Annotated in this window: 20 protein-coding genes; 14 read left to right on the top strand and 6 right to left on the bottom strand. The window is 57.3% G+C overall.

What is annotated here, in order from left to right; all coding sequences use genetic code 11:
- Positions 1-64 precede the first annotated feature (64 nt).
- The 4 genes from cydD to infA all read left to right on the top strand — a co-directional run bounded on the left by cydD (position 65) and on the right by infA (position 4,805).
- Positions 65-1,831 (top strand): heme ABC transporter permease/ATP-binding protein CydD, encoded by a 1,767-nt coding sequence (gene cydD, locus ACWKXX_RS03165; protein WP_047364582.1) that lies wholly within the window; start codon positions 65-67, stop codon positions 1,829-1,831.
- A complete protein-coding gene (cydC, locus tag ACWKXX_RS03160; RefSeq protein WP_261666337.1) occupies positions 1,831-3,552 on the top strand; it encodes a heme ABC transporter ATP-binding protein/permease CydC in 1,722 nt (573 codons plus the stop codon). The genes cydD and cydC overlap by 1 nt, the downstream gene beginning before the upstream one ends.
- A 45-nt stretch (positions 3,553-3,597) precedes the next feature.
- Positions 3,598-4,302, top strand: a complete 705-nt coding sequence (gene aat / locus ACWKXX_RS03155) for a leucyl/phenylalanyl-tRNA--protein transferase (RefSeq protein ID WP_032103403.1) — start codon at positions 3,598-3,600, stop codon at positions 4,300-4,302.
- A gap of 284 nt (positions 4,303-4,586) precedes the next feature.
- A complete protein-coding gene (gene infA, locus ACWKXX_RS03150; protein WP_002211347.1) occupies positions 4,587-4,805 on the top strand; it encodes a translation initiation factor IF-1 in 219 nt (72 codons plus the stop codon).
- A 205-nt stretch (positions 4,806-5,010) separates the two neighbouring features.
- On the opposite strand, the gene clpA is transcribed toward infA, so the two are convergent.
- Positions 5,011-7,290 carry an ATP-dependent Clp protease ATP-binding subunit ClpA gene (clpA, locus tag ACWKXX_RS03145; RefSeq protein WP_006809407.1) on the bottom strand — a complete coding sequence of 760 codons (2,280 nt, stop codon included), beginning with the start codon at positions 7,288-7,290 and terminating at the stop codon, positions 5,011-5,013.
- A 27-nt stretch (positions 7,291-7,317) separates the two neighbouring features.
- Positions 7,318-7,638: an ATP-dependent Clp protease adapter ClpS gene (clpS, locus tag ACWKXX_RS03140; protein WP_006174393.1), complete on the bottom strand. Its 321-nt coding sequence runs from the start codon at positions 7,636-7,638 to the stop codon at positions 7,318-7,320.
- 267 nt (positions 7,639-7,905) lie between these two features.
- Here clpS and cspD point away from each other — a divergent pair, with 267 nt between their 5' ends.
- Entirely contained in the window at positions 7,906-8,127 is a 222-nt protein-coding gene (gene cspD / locus ACWKXX_RS03135; protein ID WP_006809408.1) for a cold shock-like protein CspD, read from the top strand.
- A 70-nt stretch (positions 8,128-8,197) separates the two neighbouring features.
- Here cspD and macB read toward each other — a convergent pair whose 3' ends face one another.
- Both macB and macA read right to left on the bottom strand, forming a co-directional pair.
- Positions 8,198-10,138 carry a macrolide ABC transporter ATP-binding protein/permease MacB gene (macB, locus tag ACWKXX_RS03130; RefSeq protein WP_015570984.1) on the bottom strand — a complete coding sequence of 647 codons (1,941 nt, stop codon included), beginning with the start codon at positions 10,136-10,138 and terminating at the stop codon, positions 8,198-8,200.
- Positions 10,135-11,250 carry a macrolide transporter subunit MacA gene (gene macA / locus ACWKXX_RS03125; RefSeq protein ID WP_015570985.1) on the bottom strand — a complete coding sequence of 372 codons (1,116 nt, stop codon included), beginning with the start codon at positions 11,248-11,250 and terminating at the stop codon, positions 10,135-10,137. Before macA ends, macB begins: the two co-directional genes overlap by 4 nt.
- A 159-nt stretch (positions 11,251-11,409) precedes the next feature.
- Between macA and ACWKXX_RS03120 the strand changes: the two genes are divergently transcribed.
- A complete protein-coding gene (locus tag ACWKXX_RS03120; RefSeq protein ID WP_261666338.1) occupies positions 11,410-12,366 on the top strand; it encodes a VirK/YbjX family protein in 957 nt (318 codons plus the stop codon).
- Here the strand turns inward: ACWKXX_RS03120 and ACWKXX_RS03115 are convergent.
- On the bottom strand, positions 12,363-14,021 hold the full coding sequence (locus ACWKXX_RS03115) for an ATP-dependent endonuclease (protein WP_284329783.1): 1,659 nt from the start codon (positions 14,019-14,021) through the stop codon (positions 12,363-12,365). The two genes, ACWKXX_RS03120 and ACWKXX_RS03115, sit on opposite strands and share 4 nt — an antisense overlap.
- Before the next feature lie 291 nt (positions 14,022-14,312).
- Between ACWKXX_RS03115 and aqpZ the strand changes: the two genes are divergently transcribed.
- From aqpZ to ACWKXX_RS03075, 8 genes are all read left to right on the top strand, one after another.
- Positions 14,313-15,008 carry an aquaporin Z gene (aqpZ, locus tag ACWKXX_RS03110; RefSeq protein WP_047746895.1) on the top strand — a complete coding sequence of 232 codons (696 nt, stop codon included), beginning with the start codon at positions 14,313-14,315 and terminating at the stop codon, positions 15,006-15,008.
- A 180-nt stretch (positions 15,009-15,188) separates the two neighbouring features.
- Positions 15,189-16,088 carry a lysine exporter LysO family protein gene (locus ACWKXX_RS03105; RefSeq protein WP_015570988.1) on the top strand — a complete coding sequence of 300 codons (900 nt, stop codon included), beginning with the start codon at positions 15,189-15,191 and terminating at the stop codon, positions 16,086-16,088.
- A gap of 144 nt (positions 16,089-16,232) precedes the next feature.
- Complete coding sequence (gene hcp / locus ACWKXX_RS03100) at positions 16,233-17,885, top strand: hydroxylamine reductase (protein WP_017384847.1); 1,653 nt, start codon at positions 16,233-16,235, stop codon at positions 17,883-17,885.
- 10 nt (positions 17,886-17,895) lie between these two features.
- Positions 17,896-18,864, top strand: coding sequence for an NADH oxidoreductase (gene hcr, locus ACWKXX_RS03095; protein WP_017384848.1), 969 nt, complete (start codon positions 17,896-17,898; stop codon positions 18,862-18,864).
- Between the two features lie 239 nt (positions 18,865-19,103).
- Positions 19,104-20,822: a ubiquinone-dependent pyruvate dehydrogenase gene (gene poxB, locus ACWKXX_RS03090; protein WP_454540760.1), complete on the top strand. Its 1,719-nt coding sequence runs from the start codon at positions 19,104-19,106 to the stop codon at positions 20,820-20,822.
- Positions 20,823-20,860: 38 nt separating this feature from the next.
- Positions 20,861-21,862, top strand: coding sequence for a low-specificity L-threonine aldolase (gene ltaE / locus ACWKXX_RS03085; RefSeq protein WP_252066708.1), 1,002 nt, complete (start codon positions 20,861-20,863; stop codon positions 21,860-21,862).
- A 10-nt stretch (positions 21,863-21,872) separates the two neighbouring features.
- Positions 21,873-23,309, top strand: coding sequence for an SDR family oxidoreductase (locus ACWKXX_RS03080; protein WP_261666340.1), 1,437 nt, complete (start codon positions 21,873-21,875; stop codon positions 23,307-23,309).
- A 92-nt stretch (positions 23,310-23,401) separates the two neighbouring features.
- Positions 23,402-24,415, top strand: coding sequence for an NAD-dependent epimerase/dehydratase family protein (locus ACWKXX_RS03075; RefSeq protein ID WP_017384852.1), 1,014 nt, complete (start codon positions 23,402-23,404; stop codon positions 24,413-24,415).
- Positions 24,416-24,553: 138 nt separating this feature from the next.
- On the opposite strand, the gene ACWKXX_RS03070 is transcribed toward ACWKXX_RS03075, so the two are convergent.
- The gene (locus ACWKXX_RS03070; RefSeq protein WP_017693713.1) at positions 24,554-26,365 is read right to left on the bottom strand and encodes a glycoside hydrolase family 19 protein; all 1,812 of its coding nucleotides are present in this window, start codon (positions 26,363-26,365) and stop codon (positions 24,554-24,556) included.
- Positions 26,366-26,473 lie beyond the last annotated feature (108 nt).

Below are 26,473 nucleotides of genomic sequence, written 5' to 3'. Positions count from 1 at the left end.
TATTTTTGCTCGCGTGTAACATGCAGAGGTCTAATTTCTTATAACGTCACCTGCAAAGTACGCAATGGAAAAAACCCGTCAACAAGAGTTAACCCGCTGGCTGAAACAGCAAAGCGTTCTGTCCCGCCGCTGGCTTATGATTTCCCGCGTTCTGGGATTCATCAGCGGTCTGTTGATTGTTGCCCAGGCATGGCTGCTGGCCCGCATTCTCAACCATATGATCATGGAGAACATCCCGCGCGAAGCGCTGCTGTTGCCGTTTATCGTTCTGGTGCTGGTTTTCGTTCTGCGTGCGTGGGTGGTCTGGCTGCGCGAGCGGGTTGGGTTCCACGCCGGGCAGCACATCCGCTATGAGATTCGCCGCAAGGTGCTCGATCGGCTTTCGGAAGCCGGGCCTGCGTGGATCCAGGGTAAGCCAGCCGGCAGCTGGGCGACGCTGATCCTTGAGCAAATCGACGATATGCACGATTACTACGCGCGTTATCTTCCCCAGATGGCGCTGGCGGTGTTTGTGCCCCTGATGATTGTTATCGCCATCTTCCCTGTTAACTGGGTGGCGGCGTTGATCCTGCTAGGCACCGCCCCGCTCATCCCGCTGTTTATGGCGATGGTCGGCATGGGCGCGGCAGATGCTAACCGTCGTAACTTCCTGGCGTTGGGTCGGTTGAGCGGTCATTTCCTGGACCGTCTGCGCGGAATGGAAACCCTGCGGATCTTCGGTCGTGGTGAAGCGGAAACCGAAAACATTCGCCTGGCGTCGCAGGATTTCCGTCAGCGCACCATGGAAGTGTTGCGCATGGCCTTTCTCTCTTCTGGCGTGCTCGAATTTTTCACCTCCCTGTCGATTGCGCTGGTGGCGGTTTACTTTGGCTTCTCCTACCTCGGCGCGCTGGACTTTGGCCACTACGGTACGGCGGTCACGCTTTCCGCCGGGTTCCTGGCGCTGATCCTGGCCCCGGAATTTTTCCAGCCGCTTCGCGATCTCGGCACCTTTTACCATGCCAAAGCGCAGGCGGTGGGTGCTGCCGACAGCCTGAAAACCTTCATGGAAACGCCGCTGGCGAATCCAGAGCGTGGTGAGGTAACGCTGAACACGAACGATCCGGTGACCATTGAAGCACAGGATTTTTCTGTTCTGTCGCCTGAAGGCAAAGTGCTGGCCGGTCCGCTGAACTTTACCCTGCCTGCCGGGCAACGTGTGGTGCTGGTGGGTACCAGCGGCTCAGGTAAAAGCTCATTGTTGAATGCGCTGTCAGGTTTTATGGCGTACACCGGATCGCTGCGTATCAATAAAACGGAGCTGCGCGAGCTCGATCCTGATGCCTGGCGTAAACAGCTGAGTTGGGTGGGGCAAAACCCTCAGCTGCCAGCTCCGACGCTGCGCGAGAATGTGCTGCTGGCACGCCCGGATGCGCGTGAAGATGAGCTGCAATCGGTCCTCGACCGCGCCTGGGTCAGCGAGTTTCTGCCGCTGCTTGCGCAGGGTGTCGATACCGTCATTGGCGATCAGTCTGCCGGGCTGTCAGTTGGCCAGGCACAGCGCGTCGCGGTCGCCCGTGCGCTGCTGAATCCCTCTTCGCTAATGCTGCTGGACGAACCTGCGGCCAGCCTGGACGCTCACAGCGAGCAGCGCGTGATGGATGCGCTTAACGCAGCCTCACGCCAGCAAACCACCATGATGGTGACTCACCAGCTGGAAGGTATTGCCGACTGGGATCAGATCTGGGTGATGGAAAACGGACACATTGTTGAACAAGGCGATTACGCCGCGCTTGTTGCCGCGCAGGGGCCGTTTGCGACCCTGCTGGCGAACCGTCAGGAGGATATCTGATGCGCGCCCTGCTTCCGTATCTTGCACTGTATAAACGCCACAAATGGATGCTGACGCTCGGGATCGTGCTGGCGATCGTTACTCTGCTGGCCAGCATCGGTCTGCTTACGCTTTCCGGCTGGTTCCTCTCCGCGTCTGCGGCCGCAGGCTTTGCCGGGCTGTACAGCTTTAACTACATGCTGCCTGCCGCCGGGGTGCGCGGCACGGCGATTACGCGAACTGCCGGACGCTACTTCGAACGTCTGGTCAGCCACGACGCGACCTTCCGCGTGCTGCAACACCTGCGTATTTACACCTTCAGCAAACTGCTGCCCCTCTCCCCTGCCGGGCTGGCACGTTTTCGACAGGGCGAATTACTCAACCGCGTGGTCGCAGATGTGGATACGCTGGATCACCTCTATCTGCGCGTCATTTCACCTATGGTGGGCGCGTTTGTAGTGATTGTCGTGGTCACGCTGGCGTTGAGTTTCCTGGATGTTCCCATCGCACTGACGCTCGGCGGCATCATGCTGATGACGCTGATTATTCTGCCGCCCCTGTTTTATCGTGCAGGTAAAACCACCGGGGAAAACCTGACGCGCCTGCGAGGGGAATATCGCCAGCAGCTCACCGCCTGGTTGCAGGGACAGGCCGAGCTCACCCTTTTTGGCGCCAGCAAACGGTACCGCGCCCGCATGGAAAATACGGAGCTGAACTGGCATGAAGCCCAGCGGCGCCAGTCTGAACTGACCGCGTTCTCCCAGGCGCTGATGATGTTAATTGGTGGGATTGCCGTCATCGCCATGCTCTGGATGGCCTCCGGTGGCGTGGGCGGTAACGCGCAGCCTGGCCCGCTGATTGCGCTGTTTGTTTTCTGTGCCCTGGCAGCCTTTGAAGCCTTAGCCCCGGTCACGGGCGCTTTTCAGCATCTCGGCCAGGTGATTGCCTCTGCGCTACGCATTACGGATATTGCCGAGCAGGAGCCGGAAGTGAAGTTCAGCGCGGGTCAAACCGCTGTGCCAGAGCAGGTCGCGCTGACGCTCAGCAATGTCACTTTCGCCTACGACAAGCAGGCGCAAAACGCGCTGGAAGACATCACCCTTTCTGTTGATGCCGGGCAGCGCATTGCGATCCTTGGCCGTACGGGATGTGGGAAATCGACACTTCTGCAACTTCTCACGCGCGCGTGGGACCCACAGCAGGGCGAGATTCTGTTTAACGACGTTCCGCTGTCTGGTTTTAGCGAAGCGGCCTTGCGTAAAACGGTCAGCGTCGTGCCCCAGCGGGTGCATCTGTTCAGCGCTACGCTGCGCGATAATCTTCTTCTGGCGGCACCAGACGCCTCCGACGATACGCTGCGGGCAATGCTGGAGCAGGTTGGGCTGCACAAGCTGCTTGAAGACGACGGGTTGAACAGCTGGCTGGGTGAAGGGGGTCGACAGCTTTCCGGCGGCGAACTGCGTCGTCTGGCCATTGCGCGTGCGCTGCTGCACGATGCGCCGCTGATGCTGCTGGATGAACCGACAGAAGGACTGGATGCCACGACAGAGAGCCAAATCCTTGATTTACTGGCGAATGTGATGAAAGGTAAAACCGTGCTGATGGTCACGCACCGTCTGCGCGGGCTGGTGAATTTCGATCAGATAATTGTGATGGACAACGGACACATAATTGAGCAAGGTAGTCACGCAGAGCTGCTGGCAAAACAGGGTCGCTACTACCAGTTTAAACAGCGCCTGTAGACTATATTTGTAGCGTCCTCTCTCGCGTACTGGAGTTCTGTTGTCATGCGCCTGGTGCAGCTTTCTCGCCATAATATTGCGTTCCCTTCACCGGAGGGGGCGCTGCGTGAACCTAACGGCTTGCTGGCTCTGGGCGGCGATCTCAGCCCGGCACGGCTCTTAATGGCTTACCAGCGCGGCATCTTCCCGTGGTTTTCTCCCGGCGACCCGATCTTATGGTGGTCTCCCGACCCGCGAGCCGTGCTGTGGCCTGGACAGTTTCACCTGAGCCGCAGCATGAAGCGTTTTCATGCAAAATCCCCCTTTCGCGTCACGCTCAATCACGCCTTCGGCCAGGTTATCGAAGGCTGCGCTGAAGATCGTCATGAAGGCACCTGGATAACCCGCGATATCATTATCGCCTACCACCAGCTTCATGAGCTGGGCTACGCGCACTCTATTGAAGTATGGAAAGAGGATAACCTCGTCGGCGGAATGTACGGCGTGGCGCAGGGCACGCTGTTCTGCGGCGAGTCGATGTTCTCCCGCGCCACGAATGCGTCGAAAACCGCGCTGCTGGTGTTTAGCGAGGAATTTGCCCGACGCGGCGGACGGCTGATGGATTGCCAGGTGCTGAATGAGCACACCGCCTCGCTCGGCGCCGTTGAAATCTCCCGCCGACACTATATCGAACACCTGGAACAGTGCCGAAAGAAGACCCTACCACGCGATTTTTGGGTTCCCAGAACGCTCTTTATACCCAATGCCTAAATGTTTTCCGCATATTTTTTATGAGGGTGTTATAATTACGCCGCAGAGTAGCTTCTGCCTGTTGCCCCGCCGCCGTTTGGGACCCTCGCTTCAGATAACGTCCTTACGTTTATCCTGTCGTCTCCCCTTTACGAATGCGCTTTCCGTTCGGTTGTACCGTGACGCTTGGGCAATACGCTGAGACTGTTTTGCTGCGTTTTAAACGCGCAATTCTTTACTTAATTGAGGAATTTCGGCATTATCTTGCCGGTTCAAAACTTGGTAGTGATACCCCAGAGGATTAGATGGCCAAAGAAGACAATATTGAAATGCAGGGTACCGTACTTGATACGTTGCCTAATACCATGTTTCGCGTAGAACTGGAAAACGGTCACGTGGTAACTGCGCACATCTCCGGTAAAATGCGCAAAAACTATATCCGCATTTTGACGGGCGACAAAGTGACTGTTGAGCTGACCCCGTACGACCTGAGCAAAGGCCGCATTGTCTTCCGTAGTCGCTAATTGTTTTCGCCTGTAATGGCAGATGAATATTAAATAAGGCCGGGATATTCCCGGCCTTTTTTATTTATGGCTTTAGTGTGGCTGTTCAGGAAGAGGTATTTTAGTGCGGTCTGATGCCCTCACCCTGACCCTCTCCCACAGGGAGAGGGAGAAAAGCGGACACAAAAAAGCCGGGTTAAAAACCCGGCTTTTACACTAAAGAAAATCAGTGAGCCGCTTCCGGCTTGTGCTTCGCCGCACTCTGGAAATCGTACGTCAGTTCGTTCTTCGCCTGATCCAGCCCCACCGTTACCTGGCCGCCGTCCACCAGCGAGCCAAACAGCAGCTCGTTTGCCAGCGGTTTCTTCAGGTTGTCCTGAATCACGCGCGCCATCGGACGGGCGCCCATCGCACGGTCGTAGCCTTTCTCAGCCAGCCAGTTGCGGGCCTCCTGGCTCACTTCCAGCGACACGCCTTTCTGATCCAGCTGAACCTGCAACTCGACGATGAACTTGTCCACCACCTGATGAATCACCTCGGTAGACAGATGATCGAACCAGATAATGTTGTCCAGACGGTTACGGAACTCCGGCGTGAAGATCTTCTTGATCTCTTCCATCGCATCGGTGCTGTTATCCTGGTGGATCAGGCCGATGGATTTACGCTCGGTTTCCCGCACGCCCGCATTGGTGGTCATCACCAGCACCACGTTGCGGAAATCGGCCTTGCGCCCGTTGTTATCGGTCAGCGTCCCGTTGTCCATCACCTGCAACAGGATATTGAACACGTCCGGGTGCGCTTTCTCGATTTCATCGAGCAGCAGTACCGCGTGCGGATGCTTGATAACCGCGTCCGTAAGCAGGCCGCCCTGGTCAAAGCCCACGTATCCCGGAGGCGCACCAATCAAACGGCTGACGGTATGACGCTCCATATACTCGGACATATCAAAGCGCAGCAACTCAATGCCCAGCGCTTTGGAGAGCTGAACCGTCACCTCGGTTTTACCCACCCCGGTCGGGCCGGCGAACAGGAAGGAACCGACAGGCTTGTGGTCATGCCCCAGGCCAGCACGGGCCATCTTGATCGCTTCGGTTAAAGCCTCAATGGCTTTATCCTGACCAAAGACCAGCATTTTCAGGCGATTGCCGAGGGTGCGCAGCGTATCACGGTCGCTCTGAGAAACGCTCTTCTCAGGAATACGCGCGATGCGGGCCACTACGGACTCGATATCCGCCACGTTCACGGTTTTCTTACGCTTGCTGGCTGGCATCAGGCGCGCACGCGCACCCGCCTCATCAATCACGTCGATCGCTTTATCCGGCAGATGACGATCGTTGATGTATTTCACCGCCAGTTCCACCGCCGCACGGACCGCTTTCGCGGTGTAACGCACGTCGTGGTGCGCTTCGTACTTGGTTTTCAGGCCATTGATGATCTGCACCGTTTCGTCAACCGACGGCTCGGTCACGTCGATTTTCTGGAAACGACGCGCCAGCGCACGATCCTTCTCAAAGATGTTGCTGAACTCCTGGTACGTCGTGGAGCCCATCACGCGGATCTTGCCGCTGGAGAGCAGCGGTTTGATCAGGTTAGCGGCATCCACCTGGCCACCGGAGGCCGCACCTGCGCCGATGATGGTGTGGATCTCATCGATAAACAGAATGCTGTTGGTGTCCTGCTCCAGCTGTTTTAACAGCGCTTTGAAACGTTTTTCGAAATCACCGCGGTATTTGGTGCCCGCCAGCAGCGAGCCAATATCCAGCGAGTAGATGGTGCAGTCGGCAATCACTTCCGGCACGTCGCCCTGCACAATGCGCCAGGCCAGCCCTTCGGCAATCGCGGTTTTACCCACGCCAGATTCCCCCACCAGCAGCGGGTTGTTCTTACGGCGACGGCACAGTACCTGGATGGCACGCTCCAGCTCTTTGTCGCGGCCAATCAGCGGGTCGATACCGCCAACGCGAGCAAGCTGGTTAAGGTTGGTGGTGAAGTTTTCCATACGATCCTCCCCGCCTGCTTGCTCTTCATTGCTGTTGATCTGTCCGCTGGGATCCGATGCCTGGTTAGGCTCGTCTTTTCGCGTTCCGTGAGAGATGAAGTTGACCACGTCGAGCCGGCTGACTTCGTGTTTACGCAGCAGGTAGGCCGCCTGGGACTCCTGCTCGCTGAAGATGGCGACCAGGACATTGGCGCCAGTCACTTCGCTACGTCCGGAAGACTGGACGTGGAAAACCGCGCGCTGCAACACGCGCTGGAAGCTGAGCGTCGGCTGCGTGTCGCGCTCTTCTTCACTGGCTGGCAGCACCGGTGTAGTTTGTTCGATGAAGGCTTCGAGTTCCTGACGTAGCGCCACCAGATCCACGGAGCAGGCTTCCAGCGCTTCGCGGGCAGATGGGTTGCTAAGCAGTGCGAGCAGCAGGTGCTCGACGGTCATAAACTCATGTCGGTGCTCACGCGCTCTGGCGAAAGCCATGTTTAAACTGAGTTCCAGTTCTTGATTGAGCATAGGCACCTCCCCCAATTTTATGCCTTATCAGGCCTTTTCCAGCGTACACAGCAACGGATGCTCGTTCTCCCTTGCATAGTCGTTCACCATCGCTACTTTGGTTTCCGCAACCTCGGCAGTAAAGATGCCGCAGATCGCTTTGCCACGATAATGAACGGTAAGCATCAGTTGCGTTGCACGTTCAACATCATAAGAAAAGAACTTTTGTAGCACGTCAATAACAAATTCCATCGGCGTGTAATCATCGTTCATTAACATAACTTTATACATAGATGGCGGTTTTAGCGCGTCGCGCACTTTATCTTCCGCCAGCTGGTCAAAATCCAGCCAATCGTTGGTCTTACCCATTATGCATAACCACTTTGAATCTACCTCAGATGTTAGATAACAATCATCTATTACTGTCATCCGCGATGTCTGTCACAAACTGTTGCAATAGCGTTAACTGCCTCAAATTTTGGTTGATTATTGTCCCAACTCCAGCGCCAAACGCTTGACGGCTTCTTCCGTTTCTCTAAATTGTACAAGCGTGAGTTGGCGAGGTTTTGAACAGCCCCCACTCCACCACCGGTTCATTCCATCTTAATTTATAAGATTTACGAAGGATGTCGAAGCATGGAAATGGGTACTGTTAAGTGGTTCAACAACGCCAAGGGGTTTGGCTTCATTTGCCCCGAAGGCGGCGGCGAGGATATCTTCGCTCACTATTCCACCATTCAGATGGATGGTTACAGGACGCTCAAAGCCGGGCAGTCCGTCCGGTTCGATGTACACCAGGGGCCAAAAGGCAATCACGCCAGTCTTATCGTGCCCGTTGAAGCAGAAACGGTTGCATAGCTCTCTGATTCATTGTGTACACCCCGCAGGCAAAATGCCAGCCCGATCGGCTGGCATTTTTATTTTCGGGTTATTCCCGCGCCAGCGCATCCACCGGATCCAGCCGCGCCGCGTTTCGTGCCGGCAGCCAGCCAAACAAAATGCCGGTAAAGGTGGAGCACAAAAACGCGGTGAGGATCGCCATCGGTGAGAAGCCAATCTCCCACCCCGGTAAAAAGAGCTGGAGCGCGAAGGCGATCATCATCGAGAGCGCAATCCCCATTGCGCCTCCCACCAGACACACCAGCACCGCTTCAATCAGAAACTGCTGGAGCACGTCGCTGGCTCTGGCTCCGACCGCCATGCGGATGCCGATCTCCCGTGTACGTTCGGTCACCGACACCAGCATAATGTTCATCACCCCTATCCCGCCGACGACCAGCGAAATCACCGCCACCAGCGTCAGGAACAGCTGAAGAGTACGTGTGGTCTTTTCGGCCGTTTTCAATAGGCCGTCCATGTTCCAGGTGAAGAAATCCTTTTTCCCGTGGCGCAACGTTAACAGCCGCTCGAGCTGCTGTTCCGCCAGCGCGCTGTCGTAGCCCTCTTTCACTCGCACGGTAATGGAGTTGAGCCAGGACTGTCCCATAATGCGCCCGGAAATGGTGCTGTACGGCAGCCAGACGCGCAGGATCTTGCTGCTGCCAAACATGGACTGTTTCTCTTCCGCCACACCAATCACCGTGGCGGGCATGTTACCCACCAGGATCACTTCCCCCACCACACGGGTTTTATTGGGGAAAAGCTGTCTGCGCGAGTTAGCGTCTAACACCACCACCTGCGCCCTGCCCGCCAGCTGTTCCGCGTTGAAGGTCGCCCCTTCGCTGAAGGTCATGCCGTAGACGTTGAAGTAATCTCCGCTGACGCCGTTAGCGCTGGCCGCCACGTCGATGTTGCCGTAGCGCAGACGCAGGTTTTGCGACACGGCAGGCGTGGCGGAGTTCACCCACGGCTGCTTCTGAATAGCCGCCAGATCGTCGTATTTCAGCGCCTGCTGATACTGCGGCTCGTCGTCGCCAAAATCTTTGCCGGGGTAAACGTCGATGGTGTTAGTCCCGATGGCGCGAATATCCGCCAGCACCAGCTGTTTCGCCGCATCGCCCACCACCACAATCGACACCACCGAGGCAATACCGATAATGATGCCGAGCATGGTCAGCAGGGTGCGCATTTTGTTGGCCGCCATCGCCAGCCAGGCCATGGTCAGCGCTTCACGAAAGCCGCTGGAGAACTGTCCCCAGCCGGTGGACGCAGGTAAGGCTTCTTTCGGCGCCGCCGCTCTGGACTGACGTGGCGGCGGGTTGCTGACCAGCTCGCCGTCGTGGATCTCAATGATGCGTTCCGCCTGCGCTGCCACCTGCGGATCGTGGGTGACAATAATCACCGTATGCCCCTGATCGCGCAGCTGATGCAGGATCGCCATCACCTCTTCACCGGAATGGCTGTCGAGCGCACCGGTTGGCTCATCAGCGAGGATCACCTGTCCGCCGTTCATCAGCGCGCGGGCAATACTCACGCGCTGCTGCTGACCGCCTGAAAGCTGCGAAGGCTGATAATCAACACGCTCCGCCAGCCCAAGACGCGTTAACAGCGCCTTCGCGCGTTCAAGGCGTTTTTTGCGCTCGACGCCCGCATACACCGCTGGCACCTCCACGTTCTGCGCCGCGCTCAGGTGTGAAAGCAGATGGTAACGCTGAAAAATAAAGCCAAAATGCTCGCGACGCAGCTTCGCCAGCGCGTCGCCGTCCAGGGTGGAAACATCCGTCCCGGCCACGCGATAGGTGCCGCTGGTGGGCTTATCCAGACAGCCAAGAATGTTCATCAGCGTTGATTTACCCGAGCCCGACGCCCCGACAATCGCCACCATCTCACCGGCTTCAACGCGCAGGGAGATGCCCTTCAGCACCTCCACCGGCCCGTCGCCGGACGGATAGCTGCGACGAATGTCATTCAGCTCAAGCAGCGCCGTCATTGCGCGGCTCCGGGCAGGGTTTCGCTGGTGACCACTTCCTCACCCTCTTCCAGCCCTTTTACCACCACCACATCGGTGTCGTTACGTGCGCCAATCACCACTTCCCGCTCGCGGCTTTCGCCGTTGCGCAGCACTTTCACCTTGTAGCGATTGTCCCCGGCGGATTCACCCAGCGCGGAGAGCGGAACCGTCAGCACGTTTTTCACGCCGGTCAGCTGGATATGCACCTGGGCGGTCATGTCCAGACGCAGCACGCCCTGCGGGTTTGGCACCTCAAAACGCGCATAGTAGAAGATAGCGTCGTTGACCTTCTCCGGCGTCGGCAGGATATCTTTCAGCACCCCTTCATAGCGGGTTTGCGGATCGCCCAGCACCGTGAACCAGGCTTTCTGCCCCGGCTTAAGGTGAATGACGTCCGCTTCGGATACCTGGGCTTTCACCAGCATGGTGCTCATATCCGCCAGGGTCAGGATGTTCGGCGCCTGCTGCGCGGCGATGACCGTCTGGCCTTGCAGGGTGGTTATCTGCGTCACTTCCCCGGCCATTGGCGCAACGATTTGCGTGTAATCGAGGTTGGTTTTCGCCGTATCCAGCGAGGCCTGATTCCGTTTGATTTGCGCATCGATGGTGCCAATCTGCGCCTGCTTCACCGCCAGCTCCGTGGCGGCTGTGTCCAGATCCTGTTTCGAGATAGCCTGCGTTTTCGCCAGCGCCTGCTGGCGCGTCAGGGTGACCTGAGCGAGATTACGCTCCGCCTGAGCCTGCGCGCGCTGCGCGCGCAGCTCCATCAGCGTCGCTTCCACTTCGCGGATTTGGTTTTGCGCCTGCTCAGGATCGATCACGCCCAGCAGCTGGCCTTTTTTAACCTTATCGCCAATCTCAACTGACAGGGTTTTAAGCTGACCGCTGACCTGCGCGCCCACGTCAACCTTACGCAGGGCATCCAGTTTCCCCGTCGCCAGCACGTTTTGTTGCAGCTCGCCCGGACGAACAATCAGCGTTTGATACTGTGGTACCGGCGCGTTCAGTACCTTCCATAACCAGAATCCGCCCGCTAACACCACTACCGCCAGCAGCAGAAACAGCTTTCTGCGTTTTCCCTTCAGGTTCATAAATATTCCAAATAATTGTTCTGGCTATCATCACCGTTGATTTTATCTAAACCACTCCTCAACGAAACCCCCGATCCCCGTAATCGTCGGGAATTGTTTACCCGATGTTGATAAAGCGCCTGCTGAAATAGCGATATTCCACCAGAAGCAGGATCTAACATGTCTTCCATCGTCGATACACCTTATTCAACGCTGCCCCAGCCTAAATCGGGCTGGCAACTGTTTAAAAGCCTGGCATCGGGTTCCCTCACGCCGGGGCTGGCGTGGCAAAATCCGGCCTATCGACGTAAGTTTATGTTGCGCTCGCTGGCAACGCCGTTCACCACTGCGCGCCTGCTCGGAAATCTTGCAAAACAGCCCCGTCTGATGCAGATCCTGCGCGTGCAGCCCGGCCTGCCGTGCCGCCTGCACCGGCCGTGGCTGACCGTCAATATGGGCCGTCAGACTACGCTGGACGCATTGAACGATCACTATGAGATGATGAGCCGCCATCTTCCGGCGTCGCTGCTGAACGGTTACCTCTCCAGCCAGGGCATTATGCTGGTGACGTTAACGGGCAAAGAGGAGCAGCAGTTTAGCGTTCGCCTGAGCGCGGATGCGTTTCTGGACAAAGAAGGGGAAGCGACCCTCACTTTTTGCGACCACCAGAACACGGTGCTGGCCGAGCTGACCTTTACGCTGTGCACATACCAGGGCAAGCCAACGCTCTTCATCGGCGGAATGCAGGGGGCGAAAGCGCATGTCCCGCACGAGCACATTCAGCTGGCGACCAAAGCCTGTCACGGACTGTTCCCAAAACGTCTGCTGGTTGAAGCGGTCATGACGCTGGCAGGCGCCTTCCCGGTCGAGCAGATCCTCGCGGTGAGTAACGCCACCCACATCTACCGCAGCTGGCGCTATCGCAAGAAAAAAGAGGGAAAATTGCTGGCTGACTATGACAGCTTCTGGCGCTCCCTTGGCGGACAGCAGCAGGATAACGGCAACTTTGCCCTGCCACTGACCATGCCACGCAAGCCGATGGAAGAGATTGCGAGTAAAAAACGGTCCGAATACCGCCGCCGCTATGCCCTGCTTAATAGCCTGATCCAACAGGTTTCGCAGGCGACTGCCCGTTAATCGGCCCTCCCGCGAGCCAGCCAGAGGACGCGGGAGAACATTTTACGCAGCAGCGTGGGCACCGACTCCACGCCTCGCCTGCCCGCTTCCGTCGCAACTTCAATGGCCAAATCCGGTTTTGACGACCGATGGATAGCTTTGGCAATCACCCGGCGCATCTTCATGGGCACATCTACCGGGATCATCGCCACGCGGTGAAAGACGTCGTCAAATCCCTGGCGGTACATAAAGTGCTCCATGTCCATCGCAGGCAGCGCGGTCAGATGTTCCCGCTCCTCTTCACGATCGTTATTGAGCAGGCTGCGCACGGTCGCCGCATATTTTTTACCCGCCTCATCGCCATCCACCAGTACGTGCCACTCTATCCCCATCCGGCGCGCAAATTTGATCAGCGGTTTTAAGCCAGACTGAGCAAATTCGATCACTTTGATCCCTTCGGCGTCAAAGTGGTGTCCGCACTGGCGAGCCAGCTCGTTTATCACCCAGGTTTCCGTTTCCCCTTCCACCAGCAACCAGCAGCGGGCAAACAGGGAAGAGGCACGGTTAAAACGGATATGAAACGCAATTCGTCGGCCATCTTCGGCATTTAACCCGCCGGGTCCGAGCCGGTAAGCGGTGACCCGCGACGATTCACGCACCAGGCGGCAGACATACTCCACCGGCGTCAGAGAGAGCAGCTCTCCGGAATTCGTGGTGGTGACTCGCTGCAACGGCAGCAAATTAAGAAGATGCCATGCCACGGAAAGCATAATCGGGTGCAGCCGCGTTTCCGGATCTTCCACCAGCAGCAGCGGGCGCGCGTCCCGATCCAGGCGCACCGTCCCTTTCGCCTGTAAAAGCGTGGAGAATAATCCCAGCAGGATCACCCGATGCGTGCGCCCGCCGGGGCGGTCGATCATGCGGTTGATAATATCGAGATAGCGCCAGCTTCGTTGTTCATCGTGCGAGCGGCGACGCATCAGACGGTGGCGCGCCTGCCCCGTTCCCTGCTCGGAGAAATAGTGCTCCAGCAGTTGCACCATGGCAGACAGTCCCTGACGGATCTGGCCGTCGGTGAGGTTCTGCGGCCGTGAGACCAGTTCACGGGCGAGGAAATCCAGTTCGCGGGCGGTCACCTCCACCTCGGGCATATTCGGCACGGTGCCGTTACGGATCCGCCGCATAAAGCGCGCGTCTCGTAAGCGCAGCACGGGGGAGAGGCGGATAAGATGGCGGGCAAGCTCGTCAATATTATCGAGCGGGATCGGATTTCCCTTCTCATCAAGAAATTCACGCAGGGTTAACACCCCGTCGTTTTGCGCCATTTCGCCCTCAAGGCGATAGAAAATACGCTGGAAACCATCTTCACAGGGCACCCAGCAGGGCGACATAGGCCGAAAACGACGCACGCGATGGCGTCCGGGCTCGGATTCGCGGAAGGTCAGAATGATATGCAGGTGTTTCTCGCGTCCGTTGACATCCCCTGGCGGAAACCAGAAGTCATCATGAACGAAGTGGTACAAGTTCTCTTCGGGCGAAAGCAGCAGCGTCAGGGCATCCAGCAGGCTGGATTTACCCCAGGCATTTTCGCCTATCAGGACGTTGTTCTGTTCCAGTTGCAGCGACAGGCGGTTAATCCCGCGAAACCCGACAATCTCCACACGTTCGAGTAGCATACATCCCCCGCAATTCGGCCACTTTTTCCTTCAAGTTATCAGCAGTATAGCGGCAGGCTGTGGGTCACGACAGCAGAATATACGCCCCCTTAATTATTGGGCTATGCTCTTATTACCTCCGATCTGAACAAGGATTGACATCACATTGCCTTAAATCAAATTTAGTGAATTTATTTGAGTGGCGAAGGGATGTTGATGGTTTCAAAATACTGGCTCTTTGAGTCGTCATCCCTTTATGGCGATATAACCCGCGCGCAGGAATGGGCGCGGACGTTTATTATTGAGGTGGTTATGTTCAGAAAATTAGCGGCAGAATGCTTTGGTACATTCTGGCTGGTGTTTGGTGGCTGCGGTAGCGCAGTACTGGCAGCCGCATTTCCGGAATTAGGTATTGGCTTTGTCGGCGTCGCGCTGGCATTCGGTTTAACTGTATTAACCATGGCATTCGCCGTGGGGCATATTTCCGGCGGTCATTTCAACCCGGCCGTCACATTAGGATTATGGGCGGGCGGACGTTTCCCGGCGAAAGATATTGTTGGCTATATTATTGCCCAGGTTATCGGCGGTATTATTGCCGCGGCGGTGCTGTACGTAATTGCCAGCGGAAAAGCCGGGTTTGACGCCGCGGCCAGCGGATTTGCGTCGAACGGCTTCGGCGAACACTCTCCAGGCGGCTACTCGATGCTGTCTGCCATCGTGATTGAAATTGTGCTCACCGCAGGCTTTCTGTTGGTGATCCACGGCGCAACGGACAAATACGCGCCTGCGGGCTTTGCCCCCATCGCTATTGGTCTGGCGTTGACGCTGATCCACCTCATCTCCATTCCGGTGACCAACACCTCCGTTAACCCGGCGCGCAGCACCGCGGTGGCTATTTTCCAGGGCGGCTGGGCGCTTGAACAGCTGTGGCTGTTCTGGGTGATGCCTATTATCGGCGGTATTCTGGGCGGCGTGCTGTATCGCACCCTGCTGGAAAAACACGATTAATGGTTTTCCCCCTCTCCCTGTGGGAGAGGGCCGGGGTGAGGGCATCAGGCCGCACCACCCCAAATAGACAAGCCGGGTAAGGCGCAGCCGCCACCCGGCTTTCTTTTGCCGCTTTACTGTACAGCCTTTATTGGGTAGTGTCTCTGGCGCTTAACGAAAACTCAAAAGGACCGGCTGTTCATGTTCTCAGGACTCCTCATCATTCTTCTGCCCCTGATTGTGGGCTACCTTATTCCGCTGCGTCATGAATCGGCCCTAAAGCTTATTAATCGCTTTCTCAGCTGGATTGTTTACGTCATTCTGTTCTTTATGGGGATCAGCCTGGCCTTCCTGGATAATCTGGCGACGAACTTGCTTTCCATCCTGCATTATTCTGCGGTTACGGTAGTGGTTATTCTGCTGTGCAATATTGCTGCGCTGTTCTGGCTGGAACGCACTATTCCCTGGAAAAATCACCACCATCAGGAAAAGCTTCCCTCCCGTATTGCGATGGCGCTGGAATCATTAAAACTGTGCGGCGTGGTGGTACTCGGTTTTTTACTGGGTCTGACCGGCTGGGCATTTTTACAGCACGCAACGGAAGCCAGTGAATATACGCTTATTTTCCTGCTCTTCCTGATTGGTATTCAGCTGCGAAATAATGGCATGACGCTGAAACAGATTGTCCTTAACCGCCGGGGCATGATGGTTGCCGTTATCGTTGTGGCCAGCTCACTGGCGGGTGGAGTGATTAACGCCTTTATTCTCGATCTGCCGCTGAAAACCAGCCTGGCGATGGCGTCCGGTTTCGGCTGGTATTCGCTCTCCGGTATTCTGCTGACCGAATCGTTTGGTCCGGTGATCGGCAGCGCCGCCTTCTTTAACGATCTGGCGCGCGAGCTGATAGCCATCATGCTGATCCCCGGCCTGGTACGCCGCAGCCGCTCTACCGCGCTGGGCCTGTGCGGGGCCACCTCAATGGACTTTACCCTGCCGGTGTTACAGCGCTCGGGAGGGCTGGAGATGGTTCCTGCCGCCATCGTACACGGTTTTATTCTGAGCCTGCTGGTCCCCATTCTGATGGCGTTCTTCTCAGCCTGATACTGCTTTGGCGGTAGTGAACCTGCCGCCAAAATTGCGCTAAATCAATAACCCTCCACTTAGTATAAGAAAGCACTTTTCTCTGCTGTGGCACAGGCATAACCTTAAACATGTATCTAAAATATAACTTTAACAGGTGTGATTATGTTTTGTGTGCAATGTGAACAAACCATCCGTACCCCAGCAGGCAACGGCTGCTCTTACGCGCAGGGTATGTGCGGCAAAACCGCAGAAACGTCCGATCTCCAGGATCTGCTGATTGCGGCGCTGCAAGGCTTGTCCGCCTGGGCCTTCAAAGCCCGTGAATATGGCATTGTTGATCACTATGTCGACAGCTTTGCGCCGCGCGCATTTTTCTCCACGCTGACCAATGTTAACTTCGATTCTCCACGCATTGTGGGCTATGCCCGCGAAGCGATTGCCCTGCGTGAAGCCCTGAAAGCGCAGTGCCTGAATGCCGACGCCAGCGCCCGCGTGGACAACCCGATGGCGGAGCTACAGCTGGTGAGCGACGACCTGGGCGAGCTACAGCGTCAGGCCGCAGAATTTACTCCCAATAAAGACAAAGCGGCGATTGGCGAAAACATCCTCGGCCTGCGCCTGCTGTGCCTGTACGGTCTGAAAGGTGCTGCGGCCTATATGGAACACGCGCACGTACTCGGCCAGTACGACAACGCTATTTACGCCCAGTACCACAAAATCATGGCCTGGCTGGGCACCTGGCCTTCCGATATGAACGCCCTGCTGGAATGCTCGATGGAAATCGGCCAGATGAACTTCAAAGTGATGAGCATTCTGGATGCCGGTGAAACCAGCACCTACGGCCACCCAACGCCAACGCAGGTCAACGTCAAAGCGACCGAAGGCAAATGCATCCTGATCTCCGGTCATGACCTGAAAGATCTCTACAACCTGCTGAAGCAGACCGAAGGCACCGGCGTTAACGTTTATACCCACGGCGAAATGCTGCCCGCGCACGGTTACCCGGAGCTGCGTAAATTTAAGCATCTGATCGGTAACTACGGCAGCGGCTGGCAGAACCAGCAGGTGGAGTTCGCCCGCTTCCCTGGCCCAATCGTCATGACCTCTAACTGCATCATCGACCCGACCGTCGGCGCGTATGACGACCGTATCTGGACCCGCAGCATCGTCGGCTGGCCGGGCGTGAGCCACCTTGAAGGCGACGATTTCGGTCCGGTTATCGCTCAGGCGCAGCAGATGGCAGGCTTCCCGTACAGCGAAATTCCGCACCTCATCACCGTCGGTTTTGGTCGTGAAACCCTGCTGGGTGCGGCGGATTCCCTGATTGACCTCGTCAGCCGTGAAAAACTGCGTCACATCTTCCTGATCGGCGGCTGTGACGGCGCGCGCGGGGAACGTAACTACTTCACCGATTTCGCCACCCGCGTACCGGAAGACTGTCTGATCCTGACCCTGGCCTGCGGTAAGTACCGTTTCAACAAGCTGGACTTCGGCAACATCGAAGGTCTGCCGCGCCTGGTGGATGCGGGTCAGTGTAACGATGCATATTCAGCCATCATTCTGGCGGTCACGTTGGCAGAGAAACTGGGCTGCGGCGTGAACGATCTGCCGCTGTCGCTGGTGCTCTCCTGGTTCGAGCAGAAAGCGATCGTTATCCTGTTGACCCTGCTCTCTCTCGGCGTGACCAACATCGTCACCGGGCCGACCGCGCCAGGCTTCCTGACGCCGGACCTGCTGGCCATCCTGAACGAGAAATTTGGTCTGCGTTCTGTGACCAACGTTGAAGATGATATGAAGCAACTGCTGAGCGCGTAAGGAGTAACTCATGACCATGCCAACCTCACAATGTCCGTGGCGGATGCAGGTTCATCACATCCATCAGGAGACGCCGGATGTGTGGACGCTGTCGCTGCTGTGCCATGACTATTATCCGTACCGCGCGGGCCAGTATGCGCTGGTGAGCGTGCGTAATTCGGCGGATACTCTGCGCGCCTACACGATCTCCTCCACGCCGGGCGTGAGCGAGTACATTACGCTCACCGTTCGTCGTATTGATGACGGCGCAGGATCCGAGTGGCTGACCCGGGACGTGAAGCGCGGGGATTACATCTGGCTGTCTGACGCGCAGGGCGAGTTTACCTGTGACGACAAGACGGAAGATAAATTCCTGCTGCTGGCGGCGGGTTGTGGCGTGACGCCGATTATGTCGATGCGTCGCTGGCTGGCGAAATACCGACCTCAGGCCGACGTGCAGGTGATTTTCAGCGTTCGTTCCCCGGAAGATGTGATTTTTGCCGAAGAATGGCGCAACTATCCGGTGACGCTGGTGGCCGAGCACAACGCGACGCACGGTTTTGTCGCGGGGCGCCTGAGCCGCGAGCTGCTGCAAAGCGTGCCGGATATTGCGAACCGCATCGTGATGACCTGCGGCCCGGCGCCGTACATGGAGATCGTGGAGAAAGAAGTGAAAGCGCTCGGCGTGACCCGCTTCTTCAAAGAGCAGTTCTTCACGCCTGTAGCTGAAGCGGCGACCAGCGGGATGAAGTTCACGAAGCTGCAACCGGCGCAGACCTTCTTTGGCCGCGTGGGCACCACGCTGCTTGAAGCGCTGGAAAGCAACAACGTACCGGTGGCAGCGGCCTGTCGCGCCGGGGTGTGCGGTTGCTGTAAGACCAAAGTGGTTTCCGGTGAGTACACGGTCACCAGCACCATGACGCTGACCGACGCGGAAATCGCGGAGGGCTATGTGCTGGCATGTTCGTGCCATCCGCAGGGCGATCTTGTCCTCGCATAATCTGTCGTGGTTCACCTGTAGGCCCGGTAAGCGTCAGCGCCACCGGGCTTTTTGCCGGGTGGCACTACGTTTACCCGGCCTACATTGTGCCTACTGCCTGTGCGGCAGCCCGTTATTTGTTTGACTTTGCCAGGCGCGTCGCGCAGAAAAACCACCTGGACTTAAAGAATACTGAGCAGGCAATACAGCGACTTTCTTCTAAGCTTGTAAGCGATATCACAAAAAGGAGACGGACAACCATGAAACAAACTGTGGCTGCATACATAGCGAAAACCCTTGAGCAGGCTGGCGTAAAGCGTATCTGGGGCGTCACTGGCGATTCTCTGAACGGACTCAGCGATAGCCTTAACAAGATGAAAACTATTGAGTGGATGCCCACCCGCCATGAAGAAGTCGCCGCCTTTGCCGCCGGTGCCGAAGCGCAGCTTACGGGTGAACTCGCCGTCTGTGCAGGTTCCTGCGGACCGGGAAACCTGCACCTCATCAACGGTCTGTTCGACTGTCACCGCAACCATGTTCCGGTGCTGGCGATTGCGGCTCACATTCCGTCATCTGAAATCGGTAGCGGCTATTTTCAGGAGACGCATCCGCAGGAGCTGTTCCGTGAATGCAGCCACTATTGCGAGCTGGTCTCATCGCCGGAGCAGATCCCACAGGTGCTGGCGATAGCCATGCGTAAGGCGATCCTGAATCGCGGGGTTTCGGTGGTTGTGCTGCCGGGGGACGTGGCGCTGAAGGCCGCACCTGAAACCGCCACCACCCACTGGTACTCTGCGCCACAGCCAACCATTACCCCTGCCGAAGAAGAGCTGAAAAAGCTGGCACAGCTGCTGCGATACTCCAGCAATATCGCCCTGATGTGCGGCAGCGGCTGCGCCGGCGCGCATAAAGAGCTGGTGGAATTTGCCGGTAAGCTGAAGGCGCCAGTTGTGCACGCCCTGCGCGGGAAAGAGCACGTTGAATACGATAACCCGTACGATGTCGGCATGACCGGGCTGATCGGTTTTTCCAGCGGCTTCCACACCATGATGAACGCCGACACGCTGATCCTGCTCGGCACCCAGTTCCCGTACCGCGCGTTCTACCCGACGGATGCCAAAATTATCCAGATCGACATTAATCCCGGCAGCATCGGCGCGCACAGCAAGGTGGATATGGCGATTATCGGCGATATCAAATCCACCCTCGCCGCCCTGCTGCCGGTGCTGGAAGAAAAAACGGACCGCAAATTCCTCGATAAAGCCCTGAGCGATTATCGCGATGCGCGCAAGGGGCTGGACGATCTCGCCAAACCGAGCGAAAAAGCGATCCACCCGCAGTATCTGGCGCAGCAGATCAGCCACTTCGCCGACGACGATGCCATCTTCACCTGCGACGTAGGAACGCCCACCGTCTGGGCCGCGCGCTATCTGAAAATGAACGGCAAACGTCGCCTGCTTGGGTCGTTCAACCATGGCTCAATGGCCAACGCCATGCCGCAGGCGCTGGGCGCAAAGGCGACGGCACCGGAACGTCAGGTGGTGGCGATGTGCGGCGACGGCGGGTTCAGTATGCTGATGGGGGATTTCCTGTCGGTGGCGCAGATGAAGCTTCCGCTCAAAATCGTGGTCTTTAACAACAGCGTTCTGGGCTTCGTGGCGATGGAGATGAAGGCCGGAGGCTACCTCACGGACGGCACCGAACTGCACGACACCAACTTCGCACGCATCGCCGAAGCCTGCGGTATAACCGGTATTCGGGTGGAGAAAGCCTCAGAGGTGGACGACGCCCTGCAACGCGCCTTCGCCATCGACGGCCCGGTGCTGGTGGATGTGGTGGTCGCCAAAGAAGAGCTGGCGATCCCGCCTCAAATCAAGCTGGAACAGGCCAAAGGTTTTAGCCTCTACATGCTGCGCGCCATCATCAGCGGGCGCGGTGACGAAGTGATCGAACTGGCAAAAACCAACTGGCTCAGGTAAAACATTTCACAAGACCTCTTAAATTAAAGGGATGTGAAATGATTGATTTACGTAGTGATACCGTTACCCGTCCGGGCCGCGCCATGCTCGAAGAGATGATGGCCGCCCCGGTCGGGGACGACGTCTACGGCGATGACCCGACTGTCAACGAACTCCAGCGCTATGCGGCAGAGCTGAGCGGTAAAGAGGCTGCCCTGTTCCTGCCCACCGGCACGCAGGCTAACCTGGTGGCGCTGCTCAGCCACTGCGAGCGCGGCGAGGAGTATATCGTCGGCCAGGGGGCGCATAACTACCTGTACGAAGCCGGCGGTGCGGCGGTGCTTGGCAGCATCCAGCCGCAGCCGATCGATGCCGCACCGGACGGTACGCTGCCGCTGGACAAAGTCGCGGCGAAAATCAAAGCCGACGATATTCACTTCGCCCGCACTAAACTGCTGAGCCTCGAAAACACCCATAACGGTAAAGTCCTGCCGCGCGAATACCTGAAAGCGGCATGGGACTTTACCCGCGAGCGTAAGCTCGGCCTGCACGTTGACGGCGCACGTATCTTCAACGCCGTGGTGGAGTACGGCTGCGAGCTGAAAGCGATCACCCAATATTGCGACTCGTTCACCATTTGCCTCTCTAAAGGGCTGGGTACGCCGGTAGGTTCCCTGCTGGTTGGCAGCGCGGACTACATCAGGCGCGCCAACCGCTGGCGCAAAATGACCGGCGGCGGGATGCGTCAGGCGGGTATTCTGGCGGCTGCCGGACTGTACGCCCTGAAAAATAACGTGTCACGCCTGAAAGACGATCACGACAATGCGGCGTGGATGGCAGCGCAGCTGCGTGAAATCGGCGCTGATGTCATGCGTCACGACACCAACATGCTGTTTATCCGCGTCGGCGATGAGCATGCTGCCGCGCTGGGCGACTTTATGAAAGCCCGAGGCGTGCTGATTAACGCCTCCCCTGTCGTGCGTCTGGTGATGCATCTTGACGTTAACCGCGAGCAGTTGACCGAGGTGGTGGAACACTGGCAGGCGTTTTTACAGCGTTAAGGAGCATACCGTGCCGCAACGTATTCTGGTGCTCGGCGCCAGCGGGTATATCGGTCAGCATCTGACCACTGCGTTAAGCCAGCAGGGGCACCAGGTGCTGGCAGCGGCACGCAACACGGAACGCCTGCAAAAGCTACATTTGCCTGGCGTGACGTGTCACAACGTTGACCTTAGCTGGCCGAAAGCGCTTCCTGCGCTGCTGGAAGGGGTCGATACGCTTTACTACCTTGTCCACAGCATGGGCGAAGGCGGCGATTTTATCGCCCACGAGCGTCAGGTGGCGATGAACGTTCGTGATGCGCTGCTGCAAACGCCGGTGAAGCAGGTGATTTTTTTAAGCTCGCTCCAGGCGCCTGAGCACGAGCAGTCAGACCATCTGCGCGCCCGACAGCTGACGGCAGAAACGCTGCGGAGCGCCCGTATCCCCATTACCGAACTGCGGGCAGGGATCATCGTCGGCGCGGGTTCCGCCGCGTTCGAAGTGATGCGCGATATGGTCTACAACCTGCCCGTGCTGACGCCGCCGCGCTGGGTACGCTCGCGCACCACGCCCATTGCGCTGGAGAATTTACTCCATTATCTGGTGGCATTGCTGGATCACCCGGCGGAGCAGCATCGCGTGCTGGAGGCGGCAGGTCCGGAAGTGCTGAGCTATCAGGCGCAGTTCGAACATTTTATGCGGGTGAGTGGCCGCCACCGCTGGCTGATCCCCATCCCCTTCCCGACCCGCTGGATATCGGTGTGGTTTTTGAATGTGATCACCTCCGTGCCGCCGACGACCGCCAAAGCGCTTATCCAGGGGTTGAAGCACGATCTGCTGGCGGACGATCGCGCGCTGCGCGCCTTAATTCCCCAGGAACTCATCCGCTTTGACGACGCGGTGCGCAACACGCTGAAAGAGGAAGAGAAGCTGGTGAACTCCAGCGACTGGGGTTATGACGCGCAGGCGTTTGCCCGCTGGCGGCCCGAGTACGGCTATTATCCGAAACAGGCGGGCTGTACGGTAAAAACCACGGCCAGCCTGGCAGCGCTGTGGGAAGTGGTGAATCAGATCGGCGGCAAAGAGCGCTATTTCTTCGGCAATATTCTCTGGCAAACGCGCGGCGCGCTGGATCTGCTGGTCGGTCACCGGCTGGCAAAAGGCCGCCCTGCCCATCCCTGGCTGAAGGTGGGCGATACCGTCGACAGCTGGAAAGTGATTATTGTTGAGCCTGAAAAACAGCTGGCGCTGCTGTTTGGCATGAAGGCGCCGGGGCTGGGGCGGCTCTGCTTCACCCTCAAGGACAACGGCGACCATCGTGAACTGGACGTTCGGGCATGGTGGCATCCGCACGGAATGCCGGGTCTGTTTTACTGGTTGCAGATGATCCCGGCACACCTGTTTATCTTCCGCGGAATGGCGAAACGGATTGCGCAACTGGCAGAAGAAAAGCGGGAAAATAACTAAATAAAACTCTTAATCTTTCACCTTTCCCATTGCAACACATCGTAATTCACGAAAGAATGCGCACGAAATTCTTTTCAACACAGTGGATTGTTATGAAGGTACTGGTTACCGGGGCGACCAGCGGCTTAGGCCGAAATGCGGTCGAGTTTCTGCGCAACAAAGGCATCAGCGTGAGGGCCACCGGTCGCAATGAGGCGATGGGTAAGCTCCTGCAAAAAATGGGCGCTGAATTTGTCCATGCCGATCTGACGGAGCTGGTCTCCTCTCAGGCCAAGGTGATGCTCGCCGGTATCGATACGCTGTGGCACTGCTCCAGTTTTACCTCTCCGTGGGGTACCCAGGAAGCCTTTGATCTCGCCAACGTGCGCGCCACGCGCCGTCTGGGCGAATGGGCCGTCGCCTGGGGCGTGCGTAACTTTATTCATATCTCCTCCCCGTCGCTCTATTTCGACTATCACCACCATCGTGATATTCAGGAAGATTTCCGCCCGGCGCGCTTCGCCTGTGAGTTTGCCCGCAGTAAAGCGGCGGGCGAAGAGGTGATCGACCTGCTGGCCCAGTCAAACCCGCACACCCGCTTTACCGTGCTGCGTCCGCAGAGCCTGTTTGGGCCGCACGACAAAGTCTTTATCCCGCGACTGGCCCAGATGATGCACCACTACGGCAGCGTGCTGTTACCGCGCGGCGGCGATGCGCTGGTGGACATGACCTATTACGAAAATGCCGTTCACGCCATGTGGCTGGCGAGCCAGCCGGAATGCGATAAGCTGGTGTCGGGCCGCGCGTACAACATCACCAACGGCGAACCCTGTACCCTGCGCAGCATTGTGCAAAGGCTGATTGACGAGTTAAAAATCGACTGCCGGATCCGTTCTGTTCCTTACCCGATGCTGGACATGATTGCCCGCAGCATGGAGCGCTTTGGCAGTAAATCGGCGAAAGAGCCTGCGCTGACGCATTACGGTGTGTCGAAGCTCAACTTTGATTTTACGCTGGATATTTCGCGGGCGGAGAACGAGCTGGGATATAAACCGATTGTATCGCTGGATGAAGGGATAGTGCGTACGGCGGCGTGGTTACGGGATCACGGGAAACTTCATCGTTAGCCTTTTGCCCGGTGGCGGCTGCGCCTTACCGGGCCTACAACTGCACCGTACTGTCCCCTCGCCCCCCTGGGGAGAGGGTTAGGGTGAGGGGAAAGAGCAGACACTAAAACGGCAACCCTGGAGGTTGCCGTTTGCTGTTTATAATGCCGTCCAGGCTTCAGCCCATGCCAGACCTGCGCCAGGTTCATAGTACGTCGGCGCATTGTTACACCAGCCGCTGTACGGGAACGGTTTGCACTGGAACAGTTTACCGTGGTTGTTCACGATATCACCGGCGTTGTACTTGCTATTCGCGCTCCATGCCGGGTAAGACGTATCTTCTCCGGATGGCGTTGCCGCTTTCGCTTTCACGTTCAGCAGGTAAGACGTGGTGCTGCTCAGTTCGCCATCGCTGACGGTCAGGCTCACTTCATACTGCTGCGCCGTCGCAGACTCTGGCGCTGTAAAGGTCACAACCGCTTTGTCCTGACCGGTAACAGTCTGACCATCCTGGGAACGCCAGGTATACGTCAGCGTGTTACCATCTGGATCGGTAGAGCCTTCGGCGCTCAGAGAAACCTGCGCACCCGCTTCCACTGCACCGATCGGACCGGCAATCTGCGCAACCGGCGCGTGGTTCACCACAACCGGCGTTTCATCCGGCGTTGGGGTTGGTGCCGGCGTTTCATCGTCGGATGGCGTCGGTGTTGGCGTGACCGGCGTTTCGTCCGGGGTCTCGGAAGAACCCTCGTCGTTAACAATTTTCACGTTAAAGAAGTGCTGCACGCACTTGCTGTAGTCACCGTCTTTAAATGCGCTGAACGGGGTCTGGTAACCCACCAGCTGGCAAGAGTAGGTTTTGCCGTCCGGGGTATCCGCGCTCCATCCCCAGTCCTGTTCCCAGTAAATCTTCAGGGCGCCTGCGCCACCTTCGTCGAACTGCTTCATGTTAGCGCAACCCAACACTTCGTTCGCCGGAACAGGCACTTTCAGGTAGTTCGCGAACTCTTTGTAATACTTGATACGGTTTTGAGACTGCGCAATTTCAGTCGGGCCGCCGCACTCAACGCCGCCGTTGATGATTTGGGTGGTCACACCAAAGCCCGGAACCAGACCGTTGGCTTTATCGTGATCGTTCGGCTGCCATGTACCGTCGATCACCTGCAACATGCTTGGTTTTGGCGGCTGCGGATAGGCGAAGAAGAAGATCGCACTCGCCAGGTTCAGCCAGGTGTCCGCCACCAGCTCAGGTTTGTCGAGCAGCGTACGCACGTCGCCGTACATCGCTTCAGAGAATGGACCGTAGTTGTAATTGTAGGACAACTGTTTCGCACCACGACCGAAGTAGCTCAGGAAATCGCCGTCTTTATCTTTACCGCAAGGCCAGGTCTGCCCCTGCCAGACGTCCGGGTTACATTCGCCGTTATAACCGCCCTTCTGCCCTTCGCTCCAGCCCATTTCACGTACGTGGACCAGCGCCTGACGCCATTCGGCTTCCGGACGCCAGCTTTCGTGGCCGCCGGTCTCTTGGGCAAAGTGGGCAAACATGGTGGCCAGCTCTTTGCGGCAGATGGCGTCGCTGTCACGACCGTCATTGTAGGTCTTACACAGTGCCGGGAATTTACCCACGGCTTTCAGGAAGTTGCTGTAGGTATAGGCCTGCGCGCGCAGCGGGAAGAGATATTCCCAGTCGCTGGCTTTCACAATCCCTTCAACGCGCTTAACGTTGTCCGGGTTCGCCGCCCGGCCTGGCTCAATCAATTCAACCTGCGCGTTATCCAGCGTCTGGATGGTCTCTTTAACCGAAGCCATCAGCGGGAAGTCCGTCAGTTCCTTCTCTTTCTTCGCCAGATCGCTGGCTTTGATGGTGTACGGCTCACTGCTGGTCTCCTTCAGGTTAGCAGCCTGAGCCATGAGTGGCGCCACGCAGGCTCCCGCAATGAGTACACTCAGTAACGTCCTTTTGTTCATTTCAGTTTTCCTGTTCGTTTAAAATTAAATGTTAAAATCCCGGCTTAGGTATTACTCCGTTAATACATAAACCACATTCAGCTGTTTTCACTTTTCGAAGAACACCTT

Source organism: Enterobacter sp. UPMP2061 (genome assembly GCF_053709615.1).
The sequence above is the reverse complement of the archived record's forward strand: the minus strand, read 5'-3'. Positions and strand labels throughout refer to the sequence as shown.